Annotated in this window: 19 protein-coding genes; 12 read left to right on the top strand and 7 right to left on the bottom strand. The window is 66.7% G+C overall.

Annotated elements, in window-relative coordinates:
- Nucleotides 1-38: 38 nt before the first annotated feature.
- Entirely contained in the window at nucleotides 39-1259 is a 1221-nt protein-coding gene (locus ACP159_RS05595) for a hypothetical protein (protein WP_425098657.1), read from the bottom strand.
- A 246-nt stretch (nucleotides 1260-1505) separates the two neighbouring features.
- On the opposite strand from ACP159_RS05595, the gene ACP159_RS05590 reads away from it, so the two are divergent.
- Entirely contained in the window at nucleotides 1506-2348 is an 843-nt protein-coding gene (locus ACP159_RS05590; protein ID WP_425098656.1) for a transglycosylase SLT domain-containing protein, read from the top strand.
- A 205-nt stretch (nucleotides 2349-2553) separates the two neighbouring features.
- On the opposite strand, the gene ACP159_RS05585 is transcribed toward ACP159_RS05590, so the two are convergent.
- From ACP159_RS05585 to pepN, 4 genes are all read right to left on the bottom strand, one after another.
- Entirely contained in the window at nucleotides 2554-3426 is an 873-nt protein-coding gene (locus ACP159_RS05585; RefSeq protein ID WP_425098655.1) for a lysophospholipid acyltransferase family protein, read from the bottom strand.
- Nucleotides 3427-3522: 96 nt separating this feature from the next.
- Nucleotides 3523-4266, bottom strand: a complete 744-nt coding sequence (locus tag ACP159_RS05580) for an SDR family oxidoreductase (RefSeq protein ID WP_425098654.1) — start codon at nucleotides 4264-4266, stop codon at nucleotides 3523-3525.
- Nucleotides 4267-4297: 31 nt separating this feature from the next.
- A complete protein-coding gene (locus tag ACP159_RS05575; protein ID WP_425098653.1) occupies nucleotides 4298-4828 on the bottom strand; it encodes a hypothetical protein in 531 nt (176 codons plus the stop codon).
- Between the two features lie 52 nt (nucleotides 4829-4880).
- Nucleotides 4881-7448: an aminopeptidase N gene (pepN, locus tag ACP159_RS05570; RefSeq protein WP_425098652.1), complete on the bottom strand. Its 2568-nt coding sequence runs from the start codon at nucleotides 7446-7448 to the stop codon at nucleotides 4881-4883.
- A 107-nt stretch (nucleotides 7449-7555) separates the two neighbouring features.
- On the opposite strand from pepN, the gene ACP159_RS05565 reads away from it, so the two are divergent.
- Entirely contained in the window at nucleotides 7556-7750 is a 195-nt protein-coding gene (locus ACP159_RS05565; protein WP_425098651.1) for a hypothetical protein, read from the top strand.
- 83 nt (nucleotides 7751-7833) lie between these two features.
- Complete coding sequence (locus ACP159_RS05560) at nucleotides 7834-7983, top strand: DUF2256 domain-containing protein (RefSeq protein WP_425098650.1); 150 nt, start codon at nucleotides 7834-7836, stop codon at nucleotides 7981-7983.
- A gap of 7 nt (nucleotides 7984-7990) precedes the next feature.
- Here ACP159_RS05560 and ACP159_RS05555 read toward each other — a convergent pair whose 3' ends face one another.
- A complete protein-coding gene (locus tag ACP159_RS05555) occupies nucleotides 7991-11989 on the bottom strand; it encodes an efflux RND transporter permease subunit (protein ID WP_425098649.1) in 3999 nt (1332 codons plus the stop codon).
- Entirely contained in the window at nucleotides 11986-13818 is a 1833-nt protein-coding gene (locus ACP159_RS05550; RefSeq protein WP_425098648.1) for an efflux RND transporter periplasmic adaptor subunit, read from the bottom strand. The genes ACP159_RS05555 and ACP159_RS05550 overlap by 4 nt, the downstream gene beginning before the upstream one ends.
- 352 nt (nucleotides 13819-14170) lie before the next feature.
- Here ACP159_RS05550 and ACP159_RS05545 point away from each other — a divergent pair, with 352 nt between their 5' ends.
- The 9 genes from ACP159_RS05545 to ACP159_RS05505 all read left to right on the top strand — a co-directional run bounded on the left by ACP159_RS05545 (nucleotide 14171) and on the right by ACP159_RS05505 (nucleotide 23868).
- On the top strand, nucleotides 14171-14848 hold the full coding sequence (locus tag ACP159_RS05545; protein WP_425098647.1) for a tetratricopeptide repeat protein: 678 nt from the start codon (nucleotides 14171-14173) through the stop codon (nucleotides 14846-14848).
- 76 nt (nucleotides 14849-14924) lie between these two features.
- A complete protein-coding gene (locus ACP159_RS05540; protein WP_425098646.1) occupies nucleotides 14925-16259 on the top strand; it encodes a PQQ-binding-like beta-propeller repeat protein in 1335 nt (444 codons plus the stop codon).
- Nucleotides 16260-16374: 115 nt separating this feature from the next.
- The gene (gene der, locus ACP159_RS05535; protein WP_425098645.1) at nucleotides 16375-17862 is read left to right on the top strand and encodes a ribosome biogenesis GTPase Der; all 1488 of its coding nucleotides are present in this window, start codon (nucleotides 16375-16377) and stop codon (nucleotides 17860-17862) included.
- Between the two features lie 248 nt (nucleotides 17863-18110).
- A complete protein-coding gene (locus ACP159_RS05530; protein ID WP_425098644.1) occupies nucleotides 18111-18785 on the top strand; it encodes a VPLPA-CTERM sorting domain-containing protein in 675 nt (224 codons plus the stop codon).
- Between the two features lie 80 nt (nucleotides 18786-18865).
- On the top strand, nucleotides 18866-19612 hold the full coding sequence (locus tag ACP159_RS05525) for a hypothetical protein (RefSeq protein WP_425098643.1): 747 nt from the start codon (nucleotides 18866-18868) through the stop codon (nucleotides 19610-19612).
- Nucleotides 19613-19942: 330 nt separating this feature from the next.
- Complete coding sequence (locus ACP159_RS05520; protein WP_425098641.1) at nucleotides 19943-21883, top strand: tetratricopeptide repeat protein; 1941 nt, start codon at nucleotides 19943-19945, stop codon at nucleotides 21881-21883.
- The gene (locus tag ACP159_RS05515) at nucleotides 21880-22473 is read left to right on the top strand and encodes a LysE/ArgO family amino acid transporter (RefSeq protein WP_425098640.1); all 594 of its coding nucleotides are present in this window, start codon (nucleotides 21880-21882) and stop codon (nucleotides 22471-22473) included. Before ACP159_RS05520 ends, ACP159_RS05515 begins: the two co-directional genes overlap by 4 nt.
- A gap of 157 nt (nucleotides 22474-22630) precedes the next feature.
- The gene (locus tag ACP159_RS05510) at nucleotides 22631-23533 is read left to right on the top strand and encodes a DMT family transporter (RefSeq protein ID WP_425098639.1); all 903 of its coding nucleotides are present in this window, start codon (nucleotides 22631-22633) and stop codon (nucleotides 23531-23533) included.
- A gap of 137 nt (nucleotides 23534-23670) precedes the next feature.
- Entirely contained in the window at nucleotides 23671-23868 is a 198-nt protein-coding gene (locus ACP159_RS05505) for a hypothetical protein (RefSeq protein WP_425098638.1), read from the top strand.
- Nucleotides 23869-23931 lie beyond the last annotated feature (63 nt).

Genomic DNA, 23931 nt, shown 5'->3' with positions numbered 1-23931 from the left:
GTTCTAGGCCCTTGGGTTCCCGTGAGCAAGAGGCAGGCTCAGCCCATGCGCGGCATCCTAAGCCCGTCCGGCGTGAAGACCAGGCGGCGGCCGTTGTCGAGCAGCGGCGCAAAATGCTCGGCCAGCGCGGAAATCGCCCGGGTGCGGCCCCGCTTGACCATTTCGTCGTGGCTCATTTCGCCGGTGCTCTCGTGGCGGGGGGCGGGGGCATGGGCCCAGACTGCCGGGTGCAGTTCGTACAGGTAATCCTGCGCGATCCAGTTGAAGCAGTCGGATATCCGCGCCTGCACGGTGCCCGGCGCGGAGGCGGCGGAGGCGGTCAGACCGCAAAAGGCGGCGAGCCGGTTGACCATGTCCTGTTCCGGATGACGCGCGAGGATATCATGCAGCCCCTCGGCAAACAGCTCGCTGTCCAGCCAGCGCAGCGCGTCGGGATCACGCTCGATCGCGCCCATCTGCACCCACGCATAGCCGCCGACACCCCAGATGTCGGCGGTGCGCGCCGCGGTGCGGCGGGATTCGCGGTCGAGCATCTCGCGATTGCCGAAGCTGCGCGGCAACAGGTCCCGCCCGAAGGCACGCAAATGGTCCGGGTTCTGCGGTTCGAGGTCGATCAGGTCCTCGTAGTCGTCCGCGATGCGTTGGGCCGGCATCGGGTCGATGACCAGAACCTGGCAGCGGACCGCGGCCCAGAGCGCCGATTGCATTTCGAAGGGATCGTACTCGTCCGCCAGTCGGGCGGCGGCACTCATGTGCCATTCGAAGGCGGCACGGCGCGGGGCGGACAGTGCCTTGGGTTGCGACGCCCCGGCCCAGGCGCGGGCCATGTCCACATGCGCCATCGCCACGATATAGGCGGTGGCGGGACACTGCGGCATCTCTTCGCGGTTGATCTCGAGCGTGGCCATGATGGACCGGGCGGTCTCTGCCTCGGCGAGGTCGGCAGCGGTCCGTCCGGCCTCCAGCGCGTCGCTGCGTGCCCCCTGCGCGAGCAGCGCGGCGGTGGCCCGTAGCCCTTGCGTCATCGCATGGGCCTTGTCGGCCTCGCAGATTTCGCGGCCGAGCGTCTCCCACTCGTCCTGACGGGCGAGATGCTGGCCGCGCTCGATCAAGGCCCGGGCCTCGGCCCAGGCGGGGGAGGGGTCGCAGACCGGGATCTCGATGCGCGGGCGCAGCGGCTCGACGTGGCGCTGGATCGACACCGGGCGCAGGACCGGGGTCTCGGTCTCGGCCTTTCGGAGCGCGAATCTGTTGGACAAGGATCGCATGGCTGGCAGGTACTCGTTCATCGACATGCCCCCAGTCTGCGCGGCAATCCGGGCCAAATCGGGGCAACATGAGGGAGGTTCCCGGTCCCGCCTGCGGCATTGCGCTGGCGCTCTGTTGCCCTTTGCAAACAAAGTGTTCGGGCGCGGTGGACAATGTCTTTACTTGCCGCCAAATCCGGCTCATAGGCGAGAATCCACCCATGGCTGATTCTGGTTGTTGATCGAAACCCGGCGCTGATGCAGTTTGCGCCGGTCATGATGCGTGCTGCCCTTATTATAGCGCTTCTGGCGACACCGGTTACGGCGACACCAGCCAAGACCCCACTGCCCGATGCTGCTGCCGGGTCGGCTTCTGCCGCCGCTCCGGAACATTCGACACTTGCCGTCTTCCAGTCCGTTCGCCCCAAGGCGCGGAAGCCGGTGGTGATTCCCAAGGCCCGCTGGGACAAGCATGGTGGAAAACCATCATGGTCCCTCGCCATTGTCCAGAGCCTGCGCAGCCATGCGAAGGCCCTGCCGCACACGGTGCCCAAGGATATCGCGGAATGGTGCCCGGCCTATCCCTCCGCCACGCTGGAACAGCGCGAGCAGTTCTGGGTCGGCCTCGTCTCGACGCTGGCCAAGCACGAGAGCACCTACCGCCCGACGGCGGTCGGCGGGGGCGGGCTGTGGTATGGCCTGACCCAGATCCTGCCGAGCACCGCCCGGCTTTACGGCTGCAAGGCCAAGAGCGGATCGGCGCTGAAGGACCCGGAGGACAACCTGAGCTGTGCCATGCGGATCATGGCCCGCACCGTGCCGCGCGATGGCGTGATCAGCGCCGGGATGCGCGGCGTGGCGGCGGACTGGGGCCCGTTCCATTCGTCGAAGAAGCGCGAAGACATGCGCGAATGGGTCCGCGACCAGCCCTATTGCAAGGGTCTTGCCCGCTCGCTCCGGCCCGTGGCGCGGCCCGACACGCTGACCGGTCCCGATCCCCTCGGCGTCTACGTGAACAACCGCCCGCAGTCCCGTCCGGACGTGCAAGAGGCGGAGAACGAGCCGGTCATCGTGGCCCCGGTGCTCAGCACGCAGGGGTGACCCCCGAGCGTATGATCGTTCGAGCAGATCCAAGCCCCGGCCCGGTGCCGGGGCTTTTTACATGGGCACGGTTGAAGCACAACTTCGGTGATGGTCGACGGCAGCCATATGGGGCAGAGGTGTTGTTGCCCTGCAGTCATGGCATTGTAACGTTTGGCCTGCTACTGCCGCTAGCCCGTCCCGGTATTCAGACCTGAACCGTCTCTCACACCGCCGGACGCCTGAGCCAACCCGGCAGCCGTGTGGTGTCCACCAGCGACACCTCCGGTTCGCGCCGCCCGCCGAGGCTCAGCGTGGCGCGGCGGAGTATCTGGATCGCCTCGTCCGAGTCGGCAGGCAGCGCGGAGGCAGAGATCGGCTCGCCCACGGTCACCTCGAACGGCTGACGGTCCTTGTTCAGGGTCTCGTGGAACAGGGTGATGTCGCGCAGGGTCGGGTGGATCAGGTCGCACAGGTAGAACAGCACGGAATTGCGCGCCCGGATGTTCACCGGGATCACCGGCAGGTCGAACTTGCGCGCGATCATCGCCGCCGAGCCCATCCAGGGCCGCTCGTGCAGCCGCAATCCCCGCCGCTTCGCCAACCTGCCGGACGGGAAGATCACGCCGAGCCGTCCAGCCTCCACGGCCTTGCGGGTGTAGGCCATGGTCTCGCGCGTCTTGCCATGGCTGCGCCGCTCCTTGCGCCATTCGACCGGGGCGATCATGTCCGCCATCTGCGGCAGGACGCGCAGGATGTCGTGGTTGGCGAAGTAATAGGCATCCGGGCGGATGCGCTGCAGCAGGTGGTGCAGGATGATGCCGTCGGCAATGCCCGTCGGATGGTTCGCGACGATCAATGCCGCGCCCTGGCGGGGGATGTTGTCCTGCCCGTGATAGACGGCTTCCTGCGCGAGCAGGGCGCCCATCGTGCGCATGATCTCGGCGGAGGGCATGGTCTCCACCGCCGCCGCGATCTGCAATGTCTTGTCGTAGCTCAGAAGCCGGTCGAGCATACGGTGGGCCGCCCGGGTGCCGGGGCGGCCGGAGAACAACCACGGTGCGCGGTCGCGGATCAGCGGATCGATGCGGTCTTTCATGATGCCCACCCATATGACCTTTGCGTAACGCGCAAGTGACACCGGGGTTCCGGGCAGAGCGAAGATAACGGCGGCGACTCGCCGGGGCAGGTGGCGTCAGCGCCCGCCGGAGACGTCGAGGAACGCGCCGGTCACGTAGCTGGCCTCGTCCGACAGCAGCCAGAGCACGGAGGCGGCAATTTCCTCGGGCTGGCCCGCGCGCCCGAGAGGGATCTTGTCCGCCATCCCCTTGAGCCGGTCCGGCTGGCCGCCCTTGGCATGGATTTCGGTCTCGATGGGGCCGGGACGCAGGGAATTGACCCGGATGCCCTCTTTCGCCAGTTCCAGCGCGAGGCCCGTGGTCAGCGTGTCAATGGCTCCCTTGGAGGCGGCGTAATCGCTGTACTCCCCTGGCGCACCGAGGCGGGCGGCGGCGCTGGAGATGTTGACGATCCTGCCGCCGAGACCCCAGCTGCGCATCAGCCGGACCGACTGGCGGCAAACCTCGATGGCGCCGAAGACGTTGACCTCGAAGACCCGGCGCACCCGGTCCGGTGTCAGATCGGCGATGCCCGCCTTCGGGGCCACGATCCCGGCGTTGTTCACGAGATGCACCGGGCCGGGCTCCAGCCCGCCGATCCTGCCGAACATCGCCGCGACCGCGTCCATGTCCGAGACATCCGCACCGATGACGATAGCCTCCGCGCCCGCGGCGCGCACATCCGTGGCCACGGCCTCCGCTCCGGCTGCATCGCGGCCATAGTGGATGACAACGCGCCCGTAGCCTTTGGATGGCGCCATGCGTGCGGTGGCGGCGCCAATGCCGGCGCTGGCACCGGTGACGATCAGAAGTTTGCTCATGGTTGGACGGTCCCCGGGGTCTGCGTGCTGATCACCTGATCCTATAGATGCGCCGGATGTCGTCCAGAGCCTCTTTCTGCTTGCCGCTCAGGGCTCCGGACCCGGCTTTCGCCACCGCCTGAACGATCTCCAGCAAGGACTGGAACCCCTCCTGGCCCTGCAGCTTGACCAATCGCTTCGCCAGCCGGGGCACCGCCTGCTCCGGACTGCCGCATTCGGTCATGATCCAGCGCCCGAGCACCAGCATTTCCGCCGCTTCGTTGCTGCTCACCCGGCCCTGCCGTGCAATGGCCACCACCAGGGCCTCGCGCTGCTCCTTCGACGGCAGGTCATCGAGTTCGGCAAAGGCCGACCCGAGCGCCGCCAGCGCGACGGTCGGGTCCTCGATGCTGTCCGCCGGATGCACATTCGTCCGCCGCCGGAAGCCGAACCGCCGCGCGGCGAGGCGCACGTCATTGGCCGCGTCGAGCACCTCGGTGGCCATGTGGTGGGCATTGCGGGCGCGGATGACGAAGAAGTAGACACCGGCAAGGATGCCAAGGACGGCGATGACAAAAGGCACGGGCAAACTCCTGATTCGAAACGATCTTGCCCGAGCCTAGCGCTGATTGGCGTCACCCGGCAAGGATGCGCGAGACCATTTCGTTCACGTCGCGGCTGAGGTTCGGCTTGGCCATGATGCGCTCCATCGCGGTCTTCGCCTGTGCCCGCCGCCCGTCGTCATAGCGCGTCCAGGTCTGGAAGGCGCTGCACATGCGGGCGGTGGTCTGCGGGTTCTTGTCGTCGAGCCGGATCAGCCAGTCGGCGAGCAGGGCATAGCCCGACCCGTCCGCCCGGTGGAAGCCAGCGTGGTTGCCGATCAGAGCGCCAAAGACGGCCCGGAAGCGGTTGGGGTTCTTCCAGTCGAACTTGACGTGGGCGGTCAGCGCCTCGGCAACGGTCACCGCACGGCCGGGCTCGGCCATGCTGACCTGCAGGCCGAACCACTTGTCCATGACCAGCCGGTCGTTCTGCCATTGCTCGTAGAACGCCTGCACCGCAGGCTCCGCCTTGCCCGCGCGGATCAGGCAGGCCAGCGACGCTAGCTGCAGCGTCATGTTGTCCGCGCCGTCGAACTGCGCCTGGGCCGCCGCGCCGCCGTCCGTCCGGCTGAGCAGGTGCAGGACAGCAGTGCCGAGCGCCCGTTTGCCGGTCTGCTCGGCGTTCGGCGCATAGGGCGCATCGACCCTGGCCTCCGCAGCCAGTTTCGGCAGGAGATCCGACCAGCGTTCGGCGCGGAATTGCTGCAGCGTCTGCAGCGCGTCGTAGATGGCATCCGGATCGGGCGTATGGCCGCGTTCGTGCAACTGTTGCGCCAGTTCCGACTGTCCCGGCAGGCCAAGCATGCAGGCCCGGAAATCCGGGTCGAGCGCAGTGTCCCGCAGCAACGTCTCCAGCCCGTCGAGCCACAGCGTGTCCGGCGTCGCGCCCTCCGCGATCATCGCCAGCAGGCAATCGCGGGCCAGTTCGTTGCCGGCCTCCCAGCGGTTGAAAGGGTCCGTGTCATGGGCGAGCAGGAAGGCGCGGTCCTCGCGGCTCAGGGCCTGGTGCAGCACCACCGGCGCGGAGAACGCCCGCAGCACGGAGGCCCGGGGCCGGGCGGACAGCCCGTCGAAGCTGAACGCCTGCCGCGCCTCTGTCATTTCGAGCACGGTCGTCGCCTGCACTTCGTCGCCGTTGGGGGAGAGCAGACCGACGGCGATGGGCAGCACCTGCGGCAGCTTTTCGTCCTGACCGGGAGTCGGGGGCGTGTGCTGCTCGAAGGTGAGGGTAAAGGTGCCGTCCTTCCAATCCTCGCTCACCGACAGGCGCGGCGTGCCGGACTGCGAATACCAGCGCTTGAACTGCGTGAGGTCGCGGCCCGTGGTGTCCTCGAAGACCTTCAGCCAATCCTCGATGGTGGCCGCGTCGCCATCGTGGCGATCGAAATAGAGATCGAGCGCTTTTGCATAGGCCTCATCGCCCACCAGCCGCTTGAGCATGCCGATGACCTCTGCCCCCTTCTCGTAGACCGTGGCAGTGTAGAAGTTGTTGATTTCCTGGAAACTCTCCGGCCGGACCGGGTGCGACAGCGGCCCCTGGTCCTCGGGAAACTGCCGGGCGCGCAGATCCCGCACGTCGTTGATCCGTTTGACCGCCGCGCCGCGCATGTCGGCGGTGAACTGGCTGTCGCGGTAGACCGTCAGCCCCTCCTTCAGGCAGAGCTGGAACCAGTCGCGGCAGGTGATGCGGTTGCCGGTCCAGTTGTGGAAATACTCATGTGCGATGATCGCCTCGATGCGCTCGAAGTTGTCGTCGGTGGAGGTCTCGGGCGAGGCGAGGACGCAGGAAGAGTTGAAGATGTTCAGCCCCTTGTTCTCCATCGCGCCCATGTTGAAATCGTCCACCGCGACGATGTTGAAGACGTCCAAATCGTATTCGCGGCCGTAGACGTCCTCGTCCCATTTCATCGACGCCTTGAGCGCCTCCATTCCGAAGGCGCACTTGCCCTCGTCCCCGGGGCGCACCCAGATGTTGAGGTCGACTTTCGCGCCGCTCTTCGTGGTGAAGCTGTCCGGGTGATTGCGCAGATCGCCCGCCACCAGCGCGAACAGGTAGGCGGGCTTGGGCCACGGGTCGTGCCATTCGGCAAAGCTGTCCCCGGATGCACCAGGGTTGCCATTCGAGAGCATCACCGGCATCTCGGATTCGACGCGCACGGTGAACACCGACATCACGTCCGGGCGGTCCGGGTAGTAGGTGATCTTGCGGAAGCCCTCCGCTTCGCATTGCGTGCAATACATGCCGGAGGACATGTAGAGCCCCTCGAGCGCCGTGTTGTTCGCCGGGTCGATCTCCACCTCCGCTTCCCACAGGAAGGGCGCGAACGGCACGGTGCATTTGAGGCCGCCGGGAACCAGCTCCGGCGACACCGCCTCGCCGTTCACCGCCGCCCGGATCAGCGTCAGCTCCTCGCCATGCAGGAAGAAGTCCTGCTGTGGCGCGGCGGGGTTCGGGGCGAAATGGATACGCGCGATCACCCGGGTGGCATGCGGCGCAAGACGGAAGGTCAGGTGCACATCCTCCACGGTCCAGCCGAAAGGGGTGTAATCCTTGAGATAGATGGTCTGCGGAGCCGGGGCGCTTGGGCTGGCGTCTTTCATGGCGGGCCTTTCCGTGTGGAACATTCGCTTTTCCCAAGTGTTAGGCCCCCAAGACCCCCGCTGCAATGCCGGAGCGGGAAAGGCATGTCACATCGAAAGGAGCGCCCATGTCCGCACCCGACACCAATGTGAAAACGCAGGAAACGCGCCACAGACCGGCCCTTGCCGGTATCAAGCTCTCCCTCGCCGTCGCTGCGGCCCTCTTCCTCGGCTGGTTCGGCTGGGTCGTCATTTCGGGCGATGCACCCGAGGGGGCAGAAGTGCAGGTGCAGCCCGGCGTGGGAACTGTCGAGGCCGACTGACGCCCAAGGCGGCCACCGGGGCATTGCCGGGGCAGCGGCCCGCTGGCCTTGTCCCGGCGCCGTAACGGGCCATCTTGCCCGCCATGAAACACCGCCGCAAATCTGACCTGCCGTCGAAACCCTGCGCCACCTGCGGGCGTCCGTTCACCTGGCGCCGGAAGTGGGCGAAGGTTTGGGCGGAGGTGCGCTACTGCTCGGAGCGCTGCCGCCGCGCGAAGTCCGGACACCCCTGAACCCACGTCAAGCCGGCACCGCCCCCGATGCCGCTGCAACGCAGGCACGCGCCTCGCGGGTCGTCACGGGACGAGCCGCGCGCCCGGCACGGGCGCGCGCCGGTCGCTCCGGCGCAGCCGGCGCGCAACCGCTCCGAGTCCGCCGCCTTCCGTATGCCGTCTTCTGACGCGCCTCCGGAGCGGGGGTTTCTTCCTCGGTCCAGATGATTTCCGGAGCCTTGCGCCGCTTCGCCTCGCGCATCAGCGCCCAGTTCCGCGCCGCACGGCTGGTCTTGCCGAGCGAGAGTCGCGCCAGCAGGCGGGCGAACCACATGGCATAGGTGGTCGCCCAGATCCGCAAGGCCAGCATCGACGGGGTGAAGACAAGCGTCAGCACCGTCGCGATGCCGAGGCCGAAGACGACCGCCGTGGCGAGGTTCTTCCACCACAGCGCCGTCGGGCTGTCGATGGAATAGCCGCCGCCGAAGAAGTCGACCGACAGGCCGAACATCATCGGCGCGAGGCCCGCCATGGTGGTGATGGTGGTCAGCAGCACCGGGCGGATGCGGTCCTCCGCAGTACGGACGATCGCCTCCGTCGCGGGCATGTAGCGCGAATATTCCTGATAGGTGTCGATCAGCACGATGTTGTTGTTCACCACGATCCCGGCCAGCGCCACGATGCCGGTGCCGGTCATGATCACCGAGAAGTATTGCCCCATGACCAGCATTCCGATCAGCACGCCAGTGGTGGACAGCACCACCGCCAACAGAACCAGAACCGAGTTGTAGAAGCTGTTGAACTGCGCCAGCAGGATGATGAACATCATGAACAGCGCCGCCCCGAAGGCCTGGCCGAGGAAGGCCTGGCTCTCCGCCTGGTCCTCCTGGTCGCCGGTCCATTCCCAGGTGACGCCCGCGGGCAGGGGAGCGGTCCCGAGCCAGTCGGTCAGCGTGGCGATGCGTTCGTTGGCGTCGATCAGAACGAGGCTGAGGTCCTTTATCTCCGCCCGGAGGTCCGCCTCGGACACGCCGTCTGCCAGCCGCACGATCTCCAGTGCCGCCCCGTTCGGGCCGGTGACTTCGGTGCCGCCATGCGAGGCGACATCCTCCAGCCGCCGCACGGTCGCCTGCACCGTGCCGCTATCGTCGACCAGCTTGGCGAGACCGTCGGCCACGCCCGCCTTGACGTCGAAATAGCGTTCCTGATCGACCCGGTTGATCTCCGCCAGCTTCTCTACCGGGGTGCGCGTGATGAAGTTGGCCAGCGGCACAAGGCCATCGCGAGTCCGCAATTTCAGCGTGTCGAGTGTCGACATTACCCGGTCTTCTTCGGGGAGGCGCACGCGGATCTCGATTTCCTCGTCGGACCCTTCCGGGGTGTAGCTGTCGAGCAGCACGCCACGCGTGACCAGCTGGACCATGGCGCCCACCGTCGCCACGTCGGCCCCGAAGCGTCCGGCTTTCTCCACGTCCACGTCCACCTGCCAGTCGATGCCGGGCAGGGGGCGGGTGTCCTCGATCTGGGTCAGCCCGGGCAGCGCGTTGAACCGCTGGCTCGCCACTTCCGTTGCCGCCAAGAGGTCGTCCCAGTTGTCGCCCTTGAGGCGCAGGTGTACCGGCTTGGCGCTCGCCGGGCCACGGGCCTGCGCGAGAATTTCCACCTTGATGCCGGGGATCTGCTCCAGCTGCGCGGTCAGCTGGTCGATGATCAGGTCTCCGTCGAAGTCCGGTGCCTTGATCGCCTTCTGCACCACATGCCCGGTGAAGGGGATGGTGAACCACGGCTCATGCGCGTCCGGGCGGTCCTCCCAGGCGATGGTTTCCAGCTGGATCTGCCCGATTGTGTCCTTCGGCGGCTGCGCACCACCAGTGTTGTTGTTCAGCCCGCCGTTGCCCGCGAAGGCGAAGGCGGTCTTGATGCCGGGGTGTTGCAGGACGATGGCCTCGGCCCGCTTGACCAGCGCGTCCTTCTCCGCCAGCGACAGGTTGCCCCGCGCACGGACGTAGACGATGGCCTGCTCCGGCTCGCTTTCGACGAAGAAATCGACGCCGTTGTTGTTGTTGCCGTAGTAGATGAAGACCGATCCCACCAGCACGAAGACCGTCGCCACGATCACCAGCGGACCCGCCGGATTGGTCGCGAACAGCGCGATGAAGCGGCCGAACAGCGTCCGACGATACCCCGAGCGGATCGCCTTGGGTTTCGGCGTGCCGAAGATTCGGCGCTTCACGGCGGTGGCCCCGGCCTTGATGCGAGCCGGGATCGCGGCGAGGCTGAGCATGATGCTGAGCGCCCCGGCGAGCGCCAGACCGGCAAGCACGGTCACCGCCAGCGCCAGAAGGAACACGGTGAGGAAGGTGGGAACGACCGAGCCGATCATCCGGCTGCCGTCCATGGTGGCGAACTGCCCGCCCATGAGTGCGAAGAGTTTGGGCACCAGCGCCCCGGCGATGATCACTGGCACAAGCGCAATCAGCGCGAGGCCGATGTGCGCGAGCAGCGGCAAGGCGGCGATCTGCGCGATGCGGGTCTTGAACCAGCGCTCGGTACGGCCCAGCACGCCGCCCATGACCGGCAGGTAGACCAGTGCCACTACCAGCGAGGCGGATAGGACGAAGATCAGCGTCACGGGGAGCATCCCCATGAACTGCCCCGCCACGCCGGGCCAGAACAGCATCGGCAGGAAGGCGCAGAGCGTCGTGGCGGTGGAGGAGACCACCGGCCAGAACATCCGGTGCGCCGCCTCGACATAGGCGTGCATCGGGCCGACGCCCTCCTCGACGCGCTTGTCGGCGTATTCCACCACCACGATGGCCCCGTCGACGAGCATGCCGACGGCGAGGATCAGGCCGAACATCACGATGTTGGAGATCGTCACGCCCATCATGGCCAGCAGCAGGAAGCACAGCAGGAACGAGGTCGGGATCGAGAAGCCGACGAGCAGCGAGGGGCGCAGGCCCAGCGAGGCCAGCACCACCAGCATGACGAGCGCAATCGCGGTCAGCACCGAGCCTTCGAGCTGGCTGACCATGCTCTCCACCTGCCGGCTCTGGTCGTTCGATGCCCCGACGTTCAGCACGGCCTTGAGTTCCGGTGGCCAGTCCGCTTCGGCCTCGGCGATCACCCGGCGCACTTCCGCGGCGGTGTCGATGATGTTGAAGCCCTTGCGCTTGACCACCTGCAGGGCCACCGTGGTCTCGCCGTTGAACCGCGCGGTCCCGGCGCGATCCTCGAAGGTGAGGTTAATCGTCGCGAGATCTCCCAAGGTCACGACCCGGTCCCCGTTCACCTTCACCGGCAGGTTGTAGACATCCTGCGCCTCGGTGAAACTGGACGGGATCTTGACGGCGAAGGTGCCCTGGTCGGTCTCGACTTCCCCGGCGGCGATCAGCTGGTTGTTGTACCGCACCACGTTGATCAGCTCGGCGGCGGTCACGTTGTAACTTTCGAGCTTGAGCGGGTCGATCAGCACCTCCAGCATCTCGTCGCGGTTGCCCGCGATGCCCGCCTCCAGCACCGCGTCGAGACCCTCGACCTTGTCCTGCAGGTCCTTCGCGATGCGGTTCATTGTCCTCTCCGGCACCGGGCCGGACAGGTTGACGATGATGATCGGGAACTCGGAGAAGTTGATCTCGTTGATCGAGTATTTTTCCGCCCCGTCCGGGAAATTCGCCTCGGCGTTGTTCATGCCGTCGCGCACGTCGGCGATGATCTTCGTCTTGTCCCAGCCGAATTCGAACTCCAGCGCAAGGCCCGCATAGCCCTCCGCCGCTGTCGCCGACATCTTCTTGAGCCCGTCGAGATCGGAAAGCTCGGTCTCCATGGGCTTGATCAGCAGGGTCTCCGAATCCGCCGCCGAAATGCCGGGGAAGGGGACCGAGACGAAGAGCGCCGGGATCTCGATGTCCGGTTCGCCTTCCTTCGGCAGGCTGACGTAGGCATAGCCGCCCACGACCACCGACAGAACGATGAAGGCGATGATCATCCGGGCGCGTTCCGCGGCCCAGTCGATGATACCCGTCATTGAACCACCTCCTCGAACACCGCTTCGACCGGAATGCCGTCTGTGACGTACTCCTGGCCGACGGTGATGACGTTGATCTTATCCGGCAGGCCGCTGAGCCAGACGCCATCGCGGGTGTCGCGGATCAGCTTGACCGGGGCAAAGCGCACGTGGTTCGTCTCGTCCACCGTGCGGATGCCCAGCACTCCCTCGTCGTCAAGTGTCAGCGAGGACTGCGGGATCAGATGCGCGGAGGCGCCGTCTGCCTCGATGGCGATCTCGGCGGTCTGGCCGTCACGGATGCTCAGGTCGGCGTTGGCAATCGTCAGTTCCACGAGGAAGGTGCGGGTGGTTGGATCGGCGCTGCGCGAGACGAAGGTGACGTCACCCATCATTTCGCGCCCGTCCACCAGCCGCGCCCCTGCGCGGGCCCCGAGATGGACGCGAGAGACGTCCTGTTCCGGCACGTAGCCTGCGATCTTGATCGGGTCGAGCTGGATCACCGTGGCACAGGTGCCGCCGGTCTGCAGCAGGCTGCCCAGTTCCGCCGTATCGCTCTCCAGAACTCCGGCGAAGGGGGCGTGGATGCTCAGCCTCTGGATGTCCTTGTTCACGGTGGCGAGGGCGGCTTCCGCGCTCTGGATGCCACTTTGCGCGTTCTCCTCGCCGGCCTTGGCCGATTCGATGCCCGCCGTTGCGCCTTCCAACGCGGCCTTGGCGGAACTCACCGCCGCGCGGGCACCTTCGAGGCGGCTCTTGGCGCTTTCGACGGCCGCCCGGGCGCTTTCGATGTTGCTGCGGGCGCTTTCGACCCCGGCCTTTGCGTTCTGGATCTGGCTCTCTGCCGAAAGCACAGCCGCGCGGGCGCTCTCGATCTGGCTCCGGGCCGACTGCACCTGAGCCTTGGCCCCTTCGATGTTGCCCCTGGCCTGCTCGATCGCCGCCTCGGCGCCCTTGACCCCGGCCAGCGCCGCCTGCTCACCCGCCTTGGCGCTCTCGAAGGCCGCCTGTGCAGAGGCCAGCGCGATTTCCCCGGCAAAGCCGGACTTGTTCAGCTTGGAGTTGGCATTGAGCGAGATTTCCGCTTCGCGCACCCGGGCCTGCGCTTCCTTGAGCCGCGCCTCCGCCTCGGGCTGCCCGGCCAGCGCCTGAGCCAGCGCTGCTTCCGCCGCCGGAACATTCGCCTCGGCCTGCGCCAGGGCCGCTTGCGCTGCCGGGACCATCGCCTTTGCCTCGGCCAGACGTGCCTCGGCTTCCGGTTCCCGGGCCTCGGCCTCAAGAAGGCTCGCTTCCGCAGCCGGGACGTTGGCTCTCGCCTGTGCGAGGGACGCCTCCGCTGCCGGCACGTTCGCTTCGGCTTCGAGGATTGCTGCGCGCGCCGCAGGTTCCTGCGCCTGCGCCTCACTCAGCCGGGCGCGGGCCTCGGGCAGACGCGCCTTCGCCTCCGCCAGCCGCGCCTGCGCTTCCTGCAGGGAGGTGCCGCGCGTGCCCGGGTCGATCTCGCACAGCAACTCGCCTTCGGCGACCTTCGCGCCTCGGCGCAGCGGCTCGTTCACCACCTTGCCTGCGGTTTCGGCCCGCACGTCGACCTGGCGGGAGGCTACCGTCTCGCCGCGCAGCACCACGGCGCTATCCACTTCCCGCGCCTGCGAGACCATGGCCATCACGCGTGTCAGCGGGACGTCTTCCGTCGCGGGCGCCGCAGCTGCCGCGCCGGCCGGCAGGCTGTCCGCGACATCCCCGTCCGGCGCCGTGCCGGAGACAAGGGCATCGAAGGTGTCGCGCTCGATCACCACCATGTAAAGCAGGCCCGTGACCACGATGGCCGTTGCAACCGGAAGTATCCGCATCTTCTGTTCGTCCAATTCAAATACGACCGCCCCAAAAGGCGGGTGGCAATGCGCCAGGTCCCACGATCCGGCATCCTGTTGCCTATACGCGTGACCTGAACCGTTTGGTTCAGTTTAGACGCGGCGTCACCCGGCTTCAAGCGGTGGCGCGTCGTCCTCTGTGCCGTTTTGTGCAGAAACATGGCGGTTTGTGGCCTCGACCGGCGCGTTTTCGGGAAATTGCCGGGATTTTGTGCGCCGCACACCGCCGATTTCCGGCAATGGTGCGGGTTCTGACGCCTTGGCAGTCCGGCACATGCGCGATAAGAGGGGGCACAAAGGCCCGCCGGACGGGCAAAAGAGGAGCCGCCCCTTGAGCGACAGCGACAGTTTCATCGACGAGGTGACCGAAGAGGTCCGCCGCGACAAACTCTTCGCCACCATGAAGAAATACGGCTGGATTGCCGTGCTTGGCGTGGTTCTGATCGTTGGCGGCACCGCCTGGCGCGAGTACAGCGCGGCGCAGGCGCAGGCCAGGGCGCAGGGCTTCGGCGATGCCATCATGGCCGCGCTCGACGAGAGCGACCCCGAACCGCGGATCGCGGCGCTCGACGAGATCGCCACCGATCAGCCGGGCGCTCGCGCCATCCTGGACATGCTGGTCGCGGCGGAGAAGGGCACCGAGGGCGATGACGCCGCTGCCGTGGCGCAGCTGCAGGCCGTCGCAAATGACCCCGCCGTGCCGCAGATCTACCGCCAGATCGCCAGTTACAAGGCGCTGGCGCGCGGGGCCGATGTGCTGTCCGCGGAGGACCGCCGCGCAGGGCTCGAAGCGCTGGCCGTGCCGGGCCAGCCGCTGCGGCTTCTCGCGGAGGAACAGCTCGCGCTCGTCGACATCGAGGCGGGCGACCGGGAGGCGGCGCTGGAGCGGCTGAAAAACATCGCTTTGGACGCCGAGGCCACAGCGGGCTTGCGCCGCCGCGCGTCTCAGTTGATTGTGGCGCTGGGTGGCTCGCTGGATGACCTCATGCCCGAGGTTCAGGACAGCTGAGTTCAATGGTTTCAAGGCCGTACCCCGCCAGACCGTGACACGCGGCAGAGGGGACGGCAAACGAAGGGGGCAGGACATGCTTCGCACGGCAACTCTGATGGCGGGCCTCGGCCTGATCGTGCTCGCAGGGTGCGAGGAGCGCGAGGAAATCCTGCCCGGCGAGCGCATGAACGTGCGCGACGTGCTGGAAACCCGGCAGGACCCGCTGGCTGAGAATGACGTCAACACGTCCCGCGCCGTGGCTCTTCCTGCCCAGCAGGGCAATGCCGACTGGGCGCAGAGCCCGGTCTCGCCCTTTGCACGCACCGACCACGCCGCCTTCTCAGGCCGCTTCCAGCCGGTCTTTGCCGTCAACATCGGCGCGGGCGACAGCCGTCGCAAGCGGCTCAACGTCGATCCGGTGGTCGCCGGGGGCCGCGTGTTCACCATGGACAGTGAATTCGTGGTCCGCGCCACCAGCACGGCGGGTGCGCCGCTGTGGAGCCATGACCTGACCCCGCTGCGCGAAGCGAATTACCAGGCGCAGGGCGGCGGCATCGCCTTCGACGGCGGGCGGGTCTACGTGGCCTCCGGGTTCGGCACGCTGACCGCCTTCGACGCCTCGAACGGTGCGGAACTCTGGACGCAGCGCCTGGGCAACACGGCCACCGGCGCGCCGACGGTGCAGAACGGCGTGGTCTACCTCACCTCCGGCGACAAGCTCGCCTGGGCCATCGAGGCCGACGATGGTCGCATCCGCTGGCAGATCGACGGGGTGGGCGACACCAACAACGTCGCGGGTGCGCCGTCTCCGGCACTGGGGGACAAGCGGGTGATCTTCTCCTTCGGCGACGCCTCCGTGCAGGCGGCGTTCAAGCAGGGTGGCCTGCGGCTGTGGAGCACCGATATCCTCGGCCGGCGCAACGGTGTGGCACTGTCGAACGTCGACGACATCACCGGCGATCCGCTGATCGTGGGGGATACCGTCTACGCGGGCAACCACTCCGGCAACTTCGTGGCGCTCGACATCGCCAATGGCGAGCGCCTCTGGACCGTGCGCGAAGGGGCGCTGGATGCGGCCTGGCCGCTGGGCAGCGATTCGGTGGTCTTCATCAGTGACCGCAACGAGCTGATCCGCGTGGACGCGGAAACGGGCGAGACGATCTGGGCGGTGGACCTGCCGGGCTACGTGCCGACCCGCCGCAACCCGCAGCGCCGCCGCGACGCAGCCTTCGCCAACCATGGCCCGATCCTCGCCGGTGGGCGGCTGATCGTGGCCAGCTCGGACGGCTTCATTCGCAGCTTCAACCCGGAGAACGGCGCGGAAGTCGGCAAGGTCGAGATCAAGGGCGGCGCAACCACGCGTCCGGTCGTGGCGGGCGGCACGCTCTACGTGGTGTCCACGAGCGGCGTCCTGCACGCCTACCGCTGAGGCGCGGTGCGGACGGTGAGCAGAATTTCAGTCTAAAATTCTTCTCACCCTCGCGCCCCTTTTCACGCCCTGCAATATCCTGTATGCGGCGCGACTTGAACGCGGAGCACGTCCCATGTCCTTTTCCCTCGCCATCGTCGGGCGTCCCAACGTCGGCAAGTCGACCCTTTTCAATCGCCTCGTTGGCAAACGTCTCGCGCTGGTCGACGACCAGCCCGGCGTGACCCGCGACCTGCGCGAAGGCGAGGGCCGTCTCGGCGACCTGCGCTTCACCGTGATCGACACGGCGGGCCTTGAAAACGAGACCGGCGACAGCCTGCCCGCCCGCATGCGCCGCCTGACGGAGCGCGGCGTCGACATGGCCGATGTCTGCCTCTTCCTGATCGACGCCCGCGCCGGGGTGCTGCCTGACGATCAGGTCTTCGCAGAGATCCTGCGCAAGCGGGCCAAACACGTCATCCTCGCCGCCAACAAGGCCGAAGGCGCCGCCGCTGATGCGGGCGTGATCGAGGCGTATTCGCTGGGTCTTGGCGAGCCGATCCGGTTGTCCGCCGAGCATGGCGAGGGGCTCAATGACCTGTACTCGCAGCTTCTGCCGCTTTCAGACGCGTTCGAGGAACGGGCGGAGGAGGAAACTCCTGACGTCGAGGTGTCCCTGACCGAGGAGGAAGCGGAGGCGGGTGACGACAGCGTTCCCGTCCCGACCGAGAAGAAACCCCTCCAGATCTGCGTCGTCGGCCGCCCGAACGCGGGCAAGTCCACTCTGATCAACCAGATCCTCGGCGAGGATCGCCTGCTGACCGGCCCCGAGGCCGGCATCACCCGCGACGCCATCTCCGTGGCGCAGGAGTGGGGCGGGGTGCCGATGCGCATCTTCGACACCGCAGGCATGCGCAAGCGTGCCAAGGTGCAGGAAAAGCTGGAGAAGCTCTCGGTCTCTGACGGAATCCGCGCGATCAAGTTCGCCGAAGTGGTGATCGTGCTGCTCGACGCGGCCATCCCCTTCGAAGTGCAGGACCTGAAGATTGCCGACCTCGCCGAGCGCGAGGGCCGCGCCGTCGTCATCGCCGTCAACAAGTGGGACATCGAGAGCGAGAAGCAGGAGAAGATGAAACAGCTGCGCGAGAGTTTCGAGCGCCTGTTGCCGCAGCTGCGCGGTGCGCCGCTCGTCACCGTCTCCGCCCGCACCGGCAAGGGGCTCGACCGGCTGCATCAGGCCGTAATGGATGCCTACGCCGTCTGGAACCGCCGCGTCTCCACCGGCCAGCTCAACCGCTGGCTCGAGTCGATGATCGAACGCCACCCGCCTCCCGCGCCGAATGGCCGCCGGATCAAACTGCGCTACATGACGCAGGTCAAGAGTCGCCCGCCCGGCTTCGTGGTGATGTGCTCGCAGCCGGACAAGCTGCCCGCCAGCTACTCGCGCTTCCTCGTCAACGGGCTGCGCGACGATTTCGACATGCCGGGCACGCCGATCCGCCTGACCATGCGCGGGCAGGGGGACAAGAATCCCTACAAGAATCGCAAGGTCAAGAAGCCCGGCTCGCTGGGCAAGCACCTCGGCAAGCTGCAGAGCAAGAAGGGCGGCGAGACGCCGTCCTGACGGGGCGGCGCAGGATCTGCCCGATCCGATGTCACGATGACGGGCCCGGCGCTCAGCCCTGCCGGGTCTTGTTATAGTACGTCCCTTGCCATGGTTGAGAGTTGACGCAGGGTCACCTTCGGCTCTGAAAAGATATTGAAATTGCGTGGAAAATTGGTTTACCTTGCCCACGTCTGACGTGCGATTTTTCTGCAGGGTGTCGGGCGATCCGGCCCTCGTTGCCGATGAATTACTGGAGAAGATCTTACATGACACGCGTACTCCGGCCCATTGCGGCCGCTGTTCTGGCTTGCCTCGGCGTCGCGGCATCCGCTGGTACCCTTACCGTAACCTACACGGCAAATTACTCCACCCTGACGGGCGGTCAGAACCTCGACGGTCCCAGCGTGACGCTCGGTTTTGCCAACGGCATCGACTACAGCCTGCTGGCCAATCCCGCGACGGGGCCGAAATTCGGCGCCTCCGACCTCGTTTTCGTCGACTGGCAACGGATCGAGAACCTCGCCTTCGTCGAAACCAATTCGAGTTTCGAGAATCCGCCCCTGACACAGGCGCTCTTCGACACGCTCACCTACACCTACAGCCAGGACTATCCTATCGCCAACGAAGGGGTGTTCGCCCCGGTTACCGGCGGCATTGCGGCAAATGCGATGCTCTACTTTGCCCCATCCGCCAGCACGGATTTCCAGACGGGGCCCATGGTGCGGCTGATCGGTCGAAGCGGGAATATCCTGCGCCCGAGCGGCAACTGGGACGGCGACGTCTTCAATGACGCCTTGCCCTGGAACATGGCGCAGACCTCGGTCCTCTGGAACCCCACCGCCACCAGTTTCCCCGCCACCAGCGCAGTGCCGCTTCCGGCGAGCCTGTGGCTGATGCTGGGCGGCCTCGGAGCCGTGGGCCTGCTGCGCCGCAAGGCCTGATCCCGGTCCGGCGGGGCAACACCGCCCCGCCGATCCGCACCGGCTTGCCCCCGGCGCTGCAAGGCGGCTAAATCCGGCCCATGCCCTGGCGTGCACTCCTCCTCCTGAACTTGGCCATCGGCCTTTCGGGTCTTGCGACTTGGTATTTCGGCACGGATGTGCTGATCGCCCTCGGGTTGATCCTCGTCCAGGTCAAGATCCTCGCCAAGAAACTCTGGCTGATCGAATGGCCGGTGCTGCTGGTCTGGCTTCAGACGCAGGGCGCGGCCTTCTTCAAGGTCGAACTCATCAAGAAATACCTGATGACCGTCGCCCTGCCGCTTGTCCTCGGCAAGCGGTTCTTCCGGCAGATCAAGGCCTGGCTCTCCGGCTACCTCGACGGCGTGGCACAGCGTCAGGCGGCCATGATGGCATGGTTCAACGGCCTCTCCGGTCTCGAACGGGCGCTGGCCTGGGCGATCATCCTCTTCGGCACGCTGGCGCTCTCGGTCAGCGGTCTCGGCCTCTGGCTCATCCTGTTCTCCGTCAAGCTGCCGCTCTGGCTCATCTCCGCCGCCGTCTCGCTGGGCCGGATGCTCTGGACCTCCGTGCAGAAGACCCTGTTCAAGGCGCTGGCCTTCCTGCAACTCGGCTGGCTCTGGCGCGGCCTCAGACGCCTGCTCCCGGCGCGGCTGCTGCGCTGGAAACGCCGCCAGGACTACCGCATCGCCCGCGCCGTGGTCCGCCGCCGCCGCCTCACCATTCGCCAACTGCACGAGCGCAAGGACCGCCTGCCGTTCCGCATGGGCGTTCTGCTGGACTATCTGTTCCGGGTGGGGCCGGGGTGACTTTATCTGTTCGGCGGCTTGTGCTTGAGTGATGCGGGTGGGCGTCGGAGGGGCGGAATGGATTTCATTAAGCAAGTCATGGCAGGGCCAAACGTTTGGTCGGGCGAGCATTGGGCATTTGTCGTCTCAATTCTTCTTCCTTTGCTCGGCCTGATCTACGCCACTCTCAAATGGCTTTACCGCCGCTGGAAGCCCAAACCCGTCGAACCTGTCCCCTTCTATCGAGTCCCGGACCCCGCCGCTCCGCCGCCTCCCTCTAAGCCCCCAAAAACACCCAACCACATCAACGTCCCGCCAAGACACCGCGAGATCCGGGGCCGCGAGCCCGAGGTGCAGCAACTCCGCGCAGCTCTCGAAACGGAAGGGCAGGCGGCCATCACCGCCGTCGTGCAGGGCCACGGCGGCTACGGCAAATCCGCCCTCGCGCGGCTCTACATCGAACGCTTCGGCGCGACATACGACGGTGTGCTCTGGTGCGTGGCGGAGAACCCGAGCGAACTGGCGACCGGTCTGCTGGCCGCCGCGGACGACCTTGGCGTGACTGTCGCAGGCATCCCGCCGCAGGTCGCCGCCGCGCAGGTGCTGGCACGCATGGCCGCGCAGGGCCATTGGCTCGTGGTCTACGACAACGTCCACGGCTATGACGACATCAAGGGGCTGATGCCGCAGAAGGGCACCGATCTCATCGTCACCACCCGGGAAAAGGACGGCTGGGGCCAGTGGACGAAGGTTCACCCGCAGGTCCTGCCCTGGGACGGCCCGGACAGCCCGGCGGTCGAATTGCTGCTGAGCGAAGCCGGGAGCGACGACGCGGAGGGCGCGCAATCGCTGGCCGAGGCTCTGGGCGGCCTGCCGCTGGCGCTGGTCGTCGCCGGGGCTTTGGCGCGGCATGACGGCTTCGCCACGGTGGAGCGGCGCATCGCGGAGGTTCTGGAGACCGCACCGCTCCACACCGACTACCCGGACAGCGTCATCGGCGCGGTGGCGCTGAGTTATGACAAACTGGACGAGGACGCCCGCCGGGTCGCCGACATCTGCGCCTGGTGGGGCGCGGAGGGGCTGGGGGCGGAGCTGTTCACCGGCGGCAAGGAGGGGCGCCACCGCGCTCTCGACCCGGAGATGATCGACGCGGAAGACGCGGCGCTGGCGGACAACGAGACCCGCCTGCGCATGGCCTTCACCGCGCTGGCCGGGGCCTCCCTGATGACCCGGGAGCAGGACGGCTTCGCTATGCACCGCATGACCGCCGCCGCACTCCGGGCGATGCAGGAGACAAGGGGCGAGGACCGGGCGGTATCGGCGGCGGTGGAGTTGCTGGCGGTGGTGTTTCCCTACGACTCTGACTTCTCGATCAATTGGCCCCTCTGCGCCCACTTGCTGCCGCATGTCACGGCGCTCTGGGACAGCATCGAGCCCATGGCACAGGGCAGAGAGGCCCCCGGCGGCGCGGCGCTCGAATACCTGCTCAATCAGGCGGGGGTTTACCTCGGCAAGATAGGCGACCACGCAGGGGAAATCGCCTTGATGACCGCCAGCCTCTCCCTGACACGCGCCCGCCTGCCGGAAGATCACCGAGACAACGCGGTCGGCCTCGCCAACCTCGGCATCGCCGAAGCCCGCCTCGGCAATTTCGACGCGGCGGAGGAGCATCTGGCGGAGGCACTGGCGCTGAGCCGGACGCACCGTCCTGGCAGCACCGATCTTGCAAACAAACTCGACAATGCGGCCTGGGTCCGCGTGGTGCGAGTGCAAGAGACCGGGGAGGGCGATCTGGAAGCGGCCTTCAACTGGCAGCAGGAGGCGCTGGACCTCTACCGCGCCAATCTGGGTGACAGGTCTGACAAAGTGGCAACGGTGCTGAACAATCAGGCCGTGATGCGGTCTCTGCAAGGGCGCGTCGGGGAGGCGGCGGCGCTGGCCGGGCAGGCGCTGGACATCCGCCGCGTTGTCCTCGACCCGGAGGATGACCGGCTGGGATCTTCCCTCCTGAACGTCGGTGTCTACGCTCTGAAATCCGGACACCCGGCGAAGGCCGAACCGCTGTTGCAAGACGCCTACGACCTCTGGTCCAAACTCCACGCCGCCCGCCCGCGACACGAGCACCTCCTCAACGCCGCCTCCTGGCTCGTCGCCTGCAAGCTGGTCCGCGCCCGAACCTCCACCGTCGGAAACTACCTCATGGACGCAAAACGCCTCTGCCAGAAACACGGCCTCGACCTCGCCAAAATGCAAGCCACAGCCGCCCAATACCCCTCCGAGCCGCCCGCATGACCGCCGCCCTCGCGGGCTTCGCGCTCGGTCTCAGCCTCATTCTCGCCATCGGTGCGCAGAACGCCTTTGTCCTGCGGCAAGGCCTGCGCCGCGCCCATGTGCTCCCCGTTGTCCTCGTCTGCGCCCTCTCCGACGCGCTCCTCATCGCCGCCGGGGTCGCGGGCTTCGGGGCGCTGACCAAGGCCATTCCGGGGCTGGAAACCGCCATGCGCCTCTTCGGCGCCGCCTTCCTGATCTGGTACGGCGCCCGCACCCTCCGCGCCGCATGGAAAGGCGGCGAGGCCCTGACCGCAGGCCCCGAGGCGGGCAGCCTGCGCACCGCCATCCTCACCTGCCTCGCCTTCACCTGGCTCAACCCGCATGTCTACCTCGACACCGTCGTCCTTCTCGGCGCGGTTTCGGCGCAATACGACGACCGCCTCAGCTTCGCCCTCGGCGCCATGACCGCCTCCTTCGCCTTCTTTTTCGCCCTCGGTTACGGCGCCCGCCTCCTCGCCCCGCTCTTCGCACGGCCGCAGGCCTGGCGTATCCTCGACCTGATCATCGGCCTGACCATGTGGGCCATCGCCGCCAAACTGCTCTTCGGCTGACCCGGCGCGCAGGTCCCCTGTTTCTTCTCTTTGAAAATACTCAAACCTTGCCGCGGTTCTCGACACGCCACAGCAATAAACTGCGCAACGCGCCGTAGGGCGGGGCTTTGCCCCGCACCCCCTTGCCCTCGCCGTCAAACCCTCTAAGCCTTCGCTCATGGATACGGACACAGCGCAGCGCCCCGGCGTCGGAATTTTCTGGATGGTCGTCACGGGGCTCTGCTTCGTTGCGGTCACCGCCCTCGTGAAGGCCCTCGGCGGGCGCATCCCGGCAGCGGAATCGGCCTTCCTGCGCTACCTGCTCGGGCTGATCTTCCTGATCCCGATGTGGCCCGCCCTGCGCAGCGCCCCCATGACGCCGCGCCTGTGGAAGCTGTTCGGCCTGCGCGGTGTCTTTCACACCATCGGGGTGGCCATGTGGTTCTACGCCATGACCCGCATTCCCATCGCCGAAGTCACCGCGCTCAACTACCTAAACCCGGTCTACGTGACGATCCTCGCCGTTGTCTTCCTGGGCGAACGCCTCGCGCTGCGCCGGATCATGGCCATCGTTGCCGCTCTGGGCGGAGCCCTGCTGATTCTCAGGCCCGGCTTCCGGGAACTCGACCCCGGGCATATCGCCATGCTTGGCACCGCTTTCGCTTTTTCGATCTCCTACCTGCTGGCCAAGATCTTCTCCGGCGAGGTCAGCGCCGCCGTCGTCGTCGGAATGCTCTCCGTCACCGTGACGATCGGTCTGGCCCCGCTGGCCTACGCCGTCTGGGTCTGGCCCACCTGGTCCGATCTGGCCATCCTCTTCGGTGTCGCCTGTTTCGCCACCGCTGGGCATTACACCATGACGCTCGCCTTTGCCGCAGCGCCGGTGACGGTGACGCAGCCGATCACCTTCCTGCAACTGGTCTGGTCCGTGGTCATCGGCGCCGCCTTTTTCGCCGAACCCGCCGACCCCTTCGTCATCGCGGGCGGGGCGCTTATTGTTTCCGCCGTGGTCTTCATCACATGGCGCGAAGCAGTGCTCAAACGCCGCGTGACCCCTTCGGTGCATGAGACCAAGACCTGAGGGCGTGGCGAAACGGTCACGCTTTCCCGTGCGCACTGTTTCCAGTTCCCGAAAAATCCGCTGTTCCGGCACAATTGAGCCCGATTTGCTCAACAGGGTGATCCCATGGAAACCATCTTCCGAAGGATCGAAATGCGATGTTTGCCGAGAACAAGATCACCCATGACATGACCGAAATCACCGCCTTCCTGCTGTCCGAGCGCGAGAAGGTGCTGTCCGAGGCCGAGTGGAAATTCCGTATGCGTGGCTACGGCTACAACATCCGCCGCACCGATGCGGGGATCGAGGTAGCGAAGCTGCCGCAGAACACGCTGATCGGCACCATCGCGGGCTGAGACCAACCTTCCTCGCGGGACAACCAACCGGTTCTGCGGCGCATGCGCCCGTCCGGACGGCCG

The organism is Tropicibacter sp. S64, from assembly GCF_049803835.1.
Taxonomy (GTDB): Bacteria; Pseudomonadota; Alphaproteobacteria; order Rhodobacterales; family Rhodobacteraceae; genus Pacificoceanicola.
The sequence above is the reverse complement of the archived record's forward strand: the minus strand, read 5'-3'. Positions and strand labels throughout refer to the sequence as shown.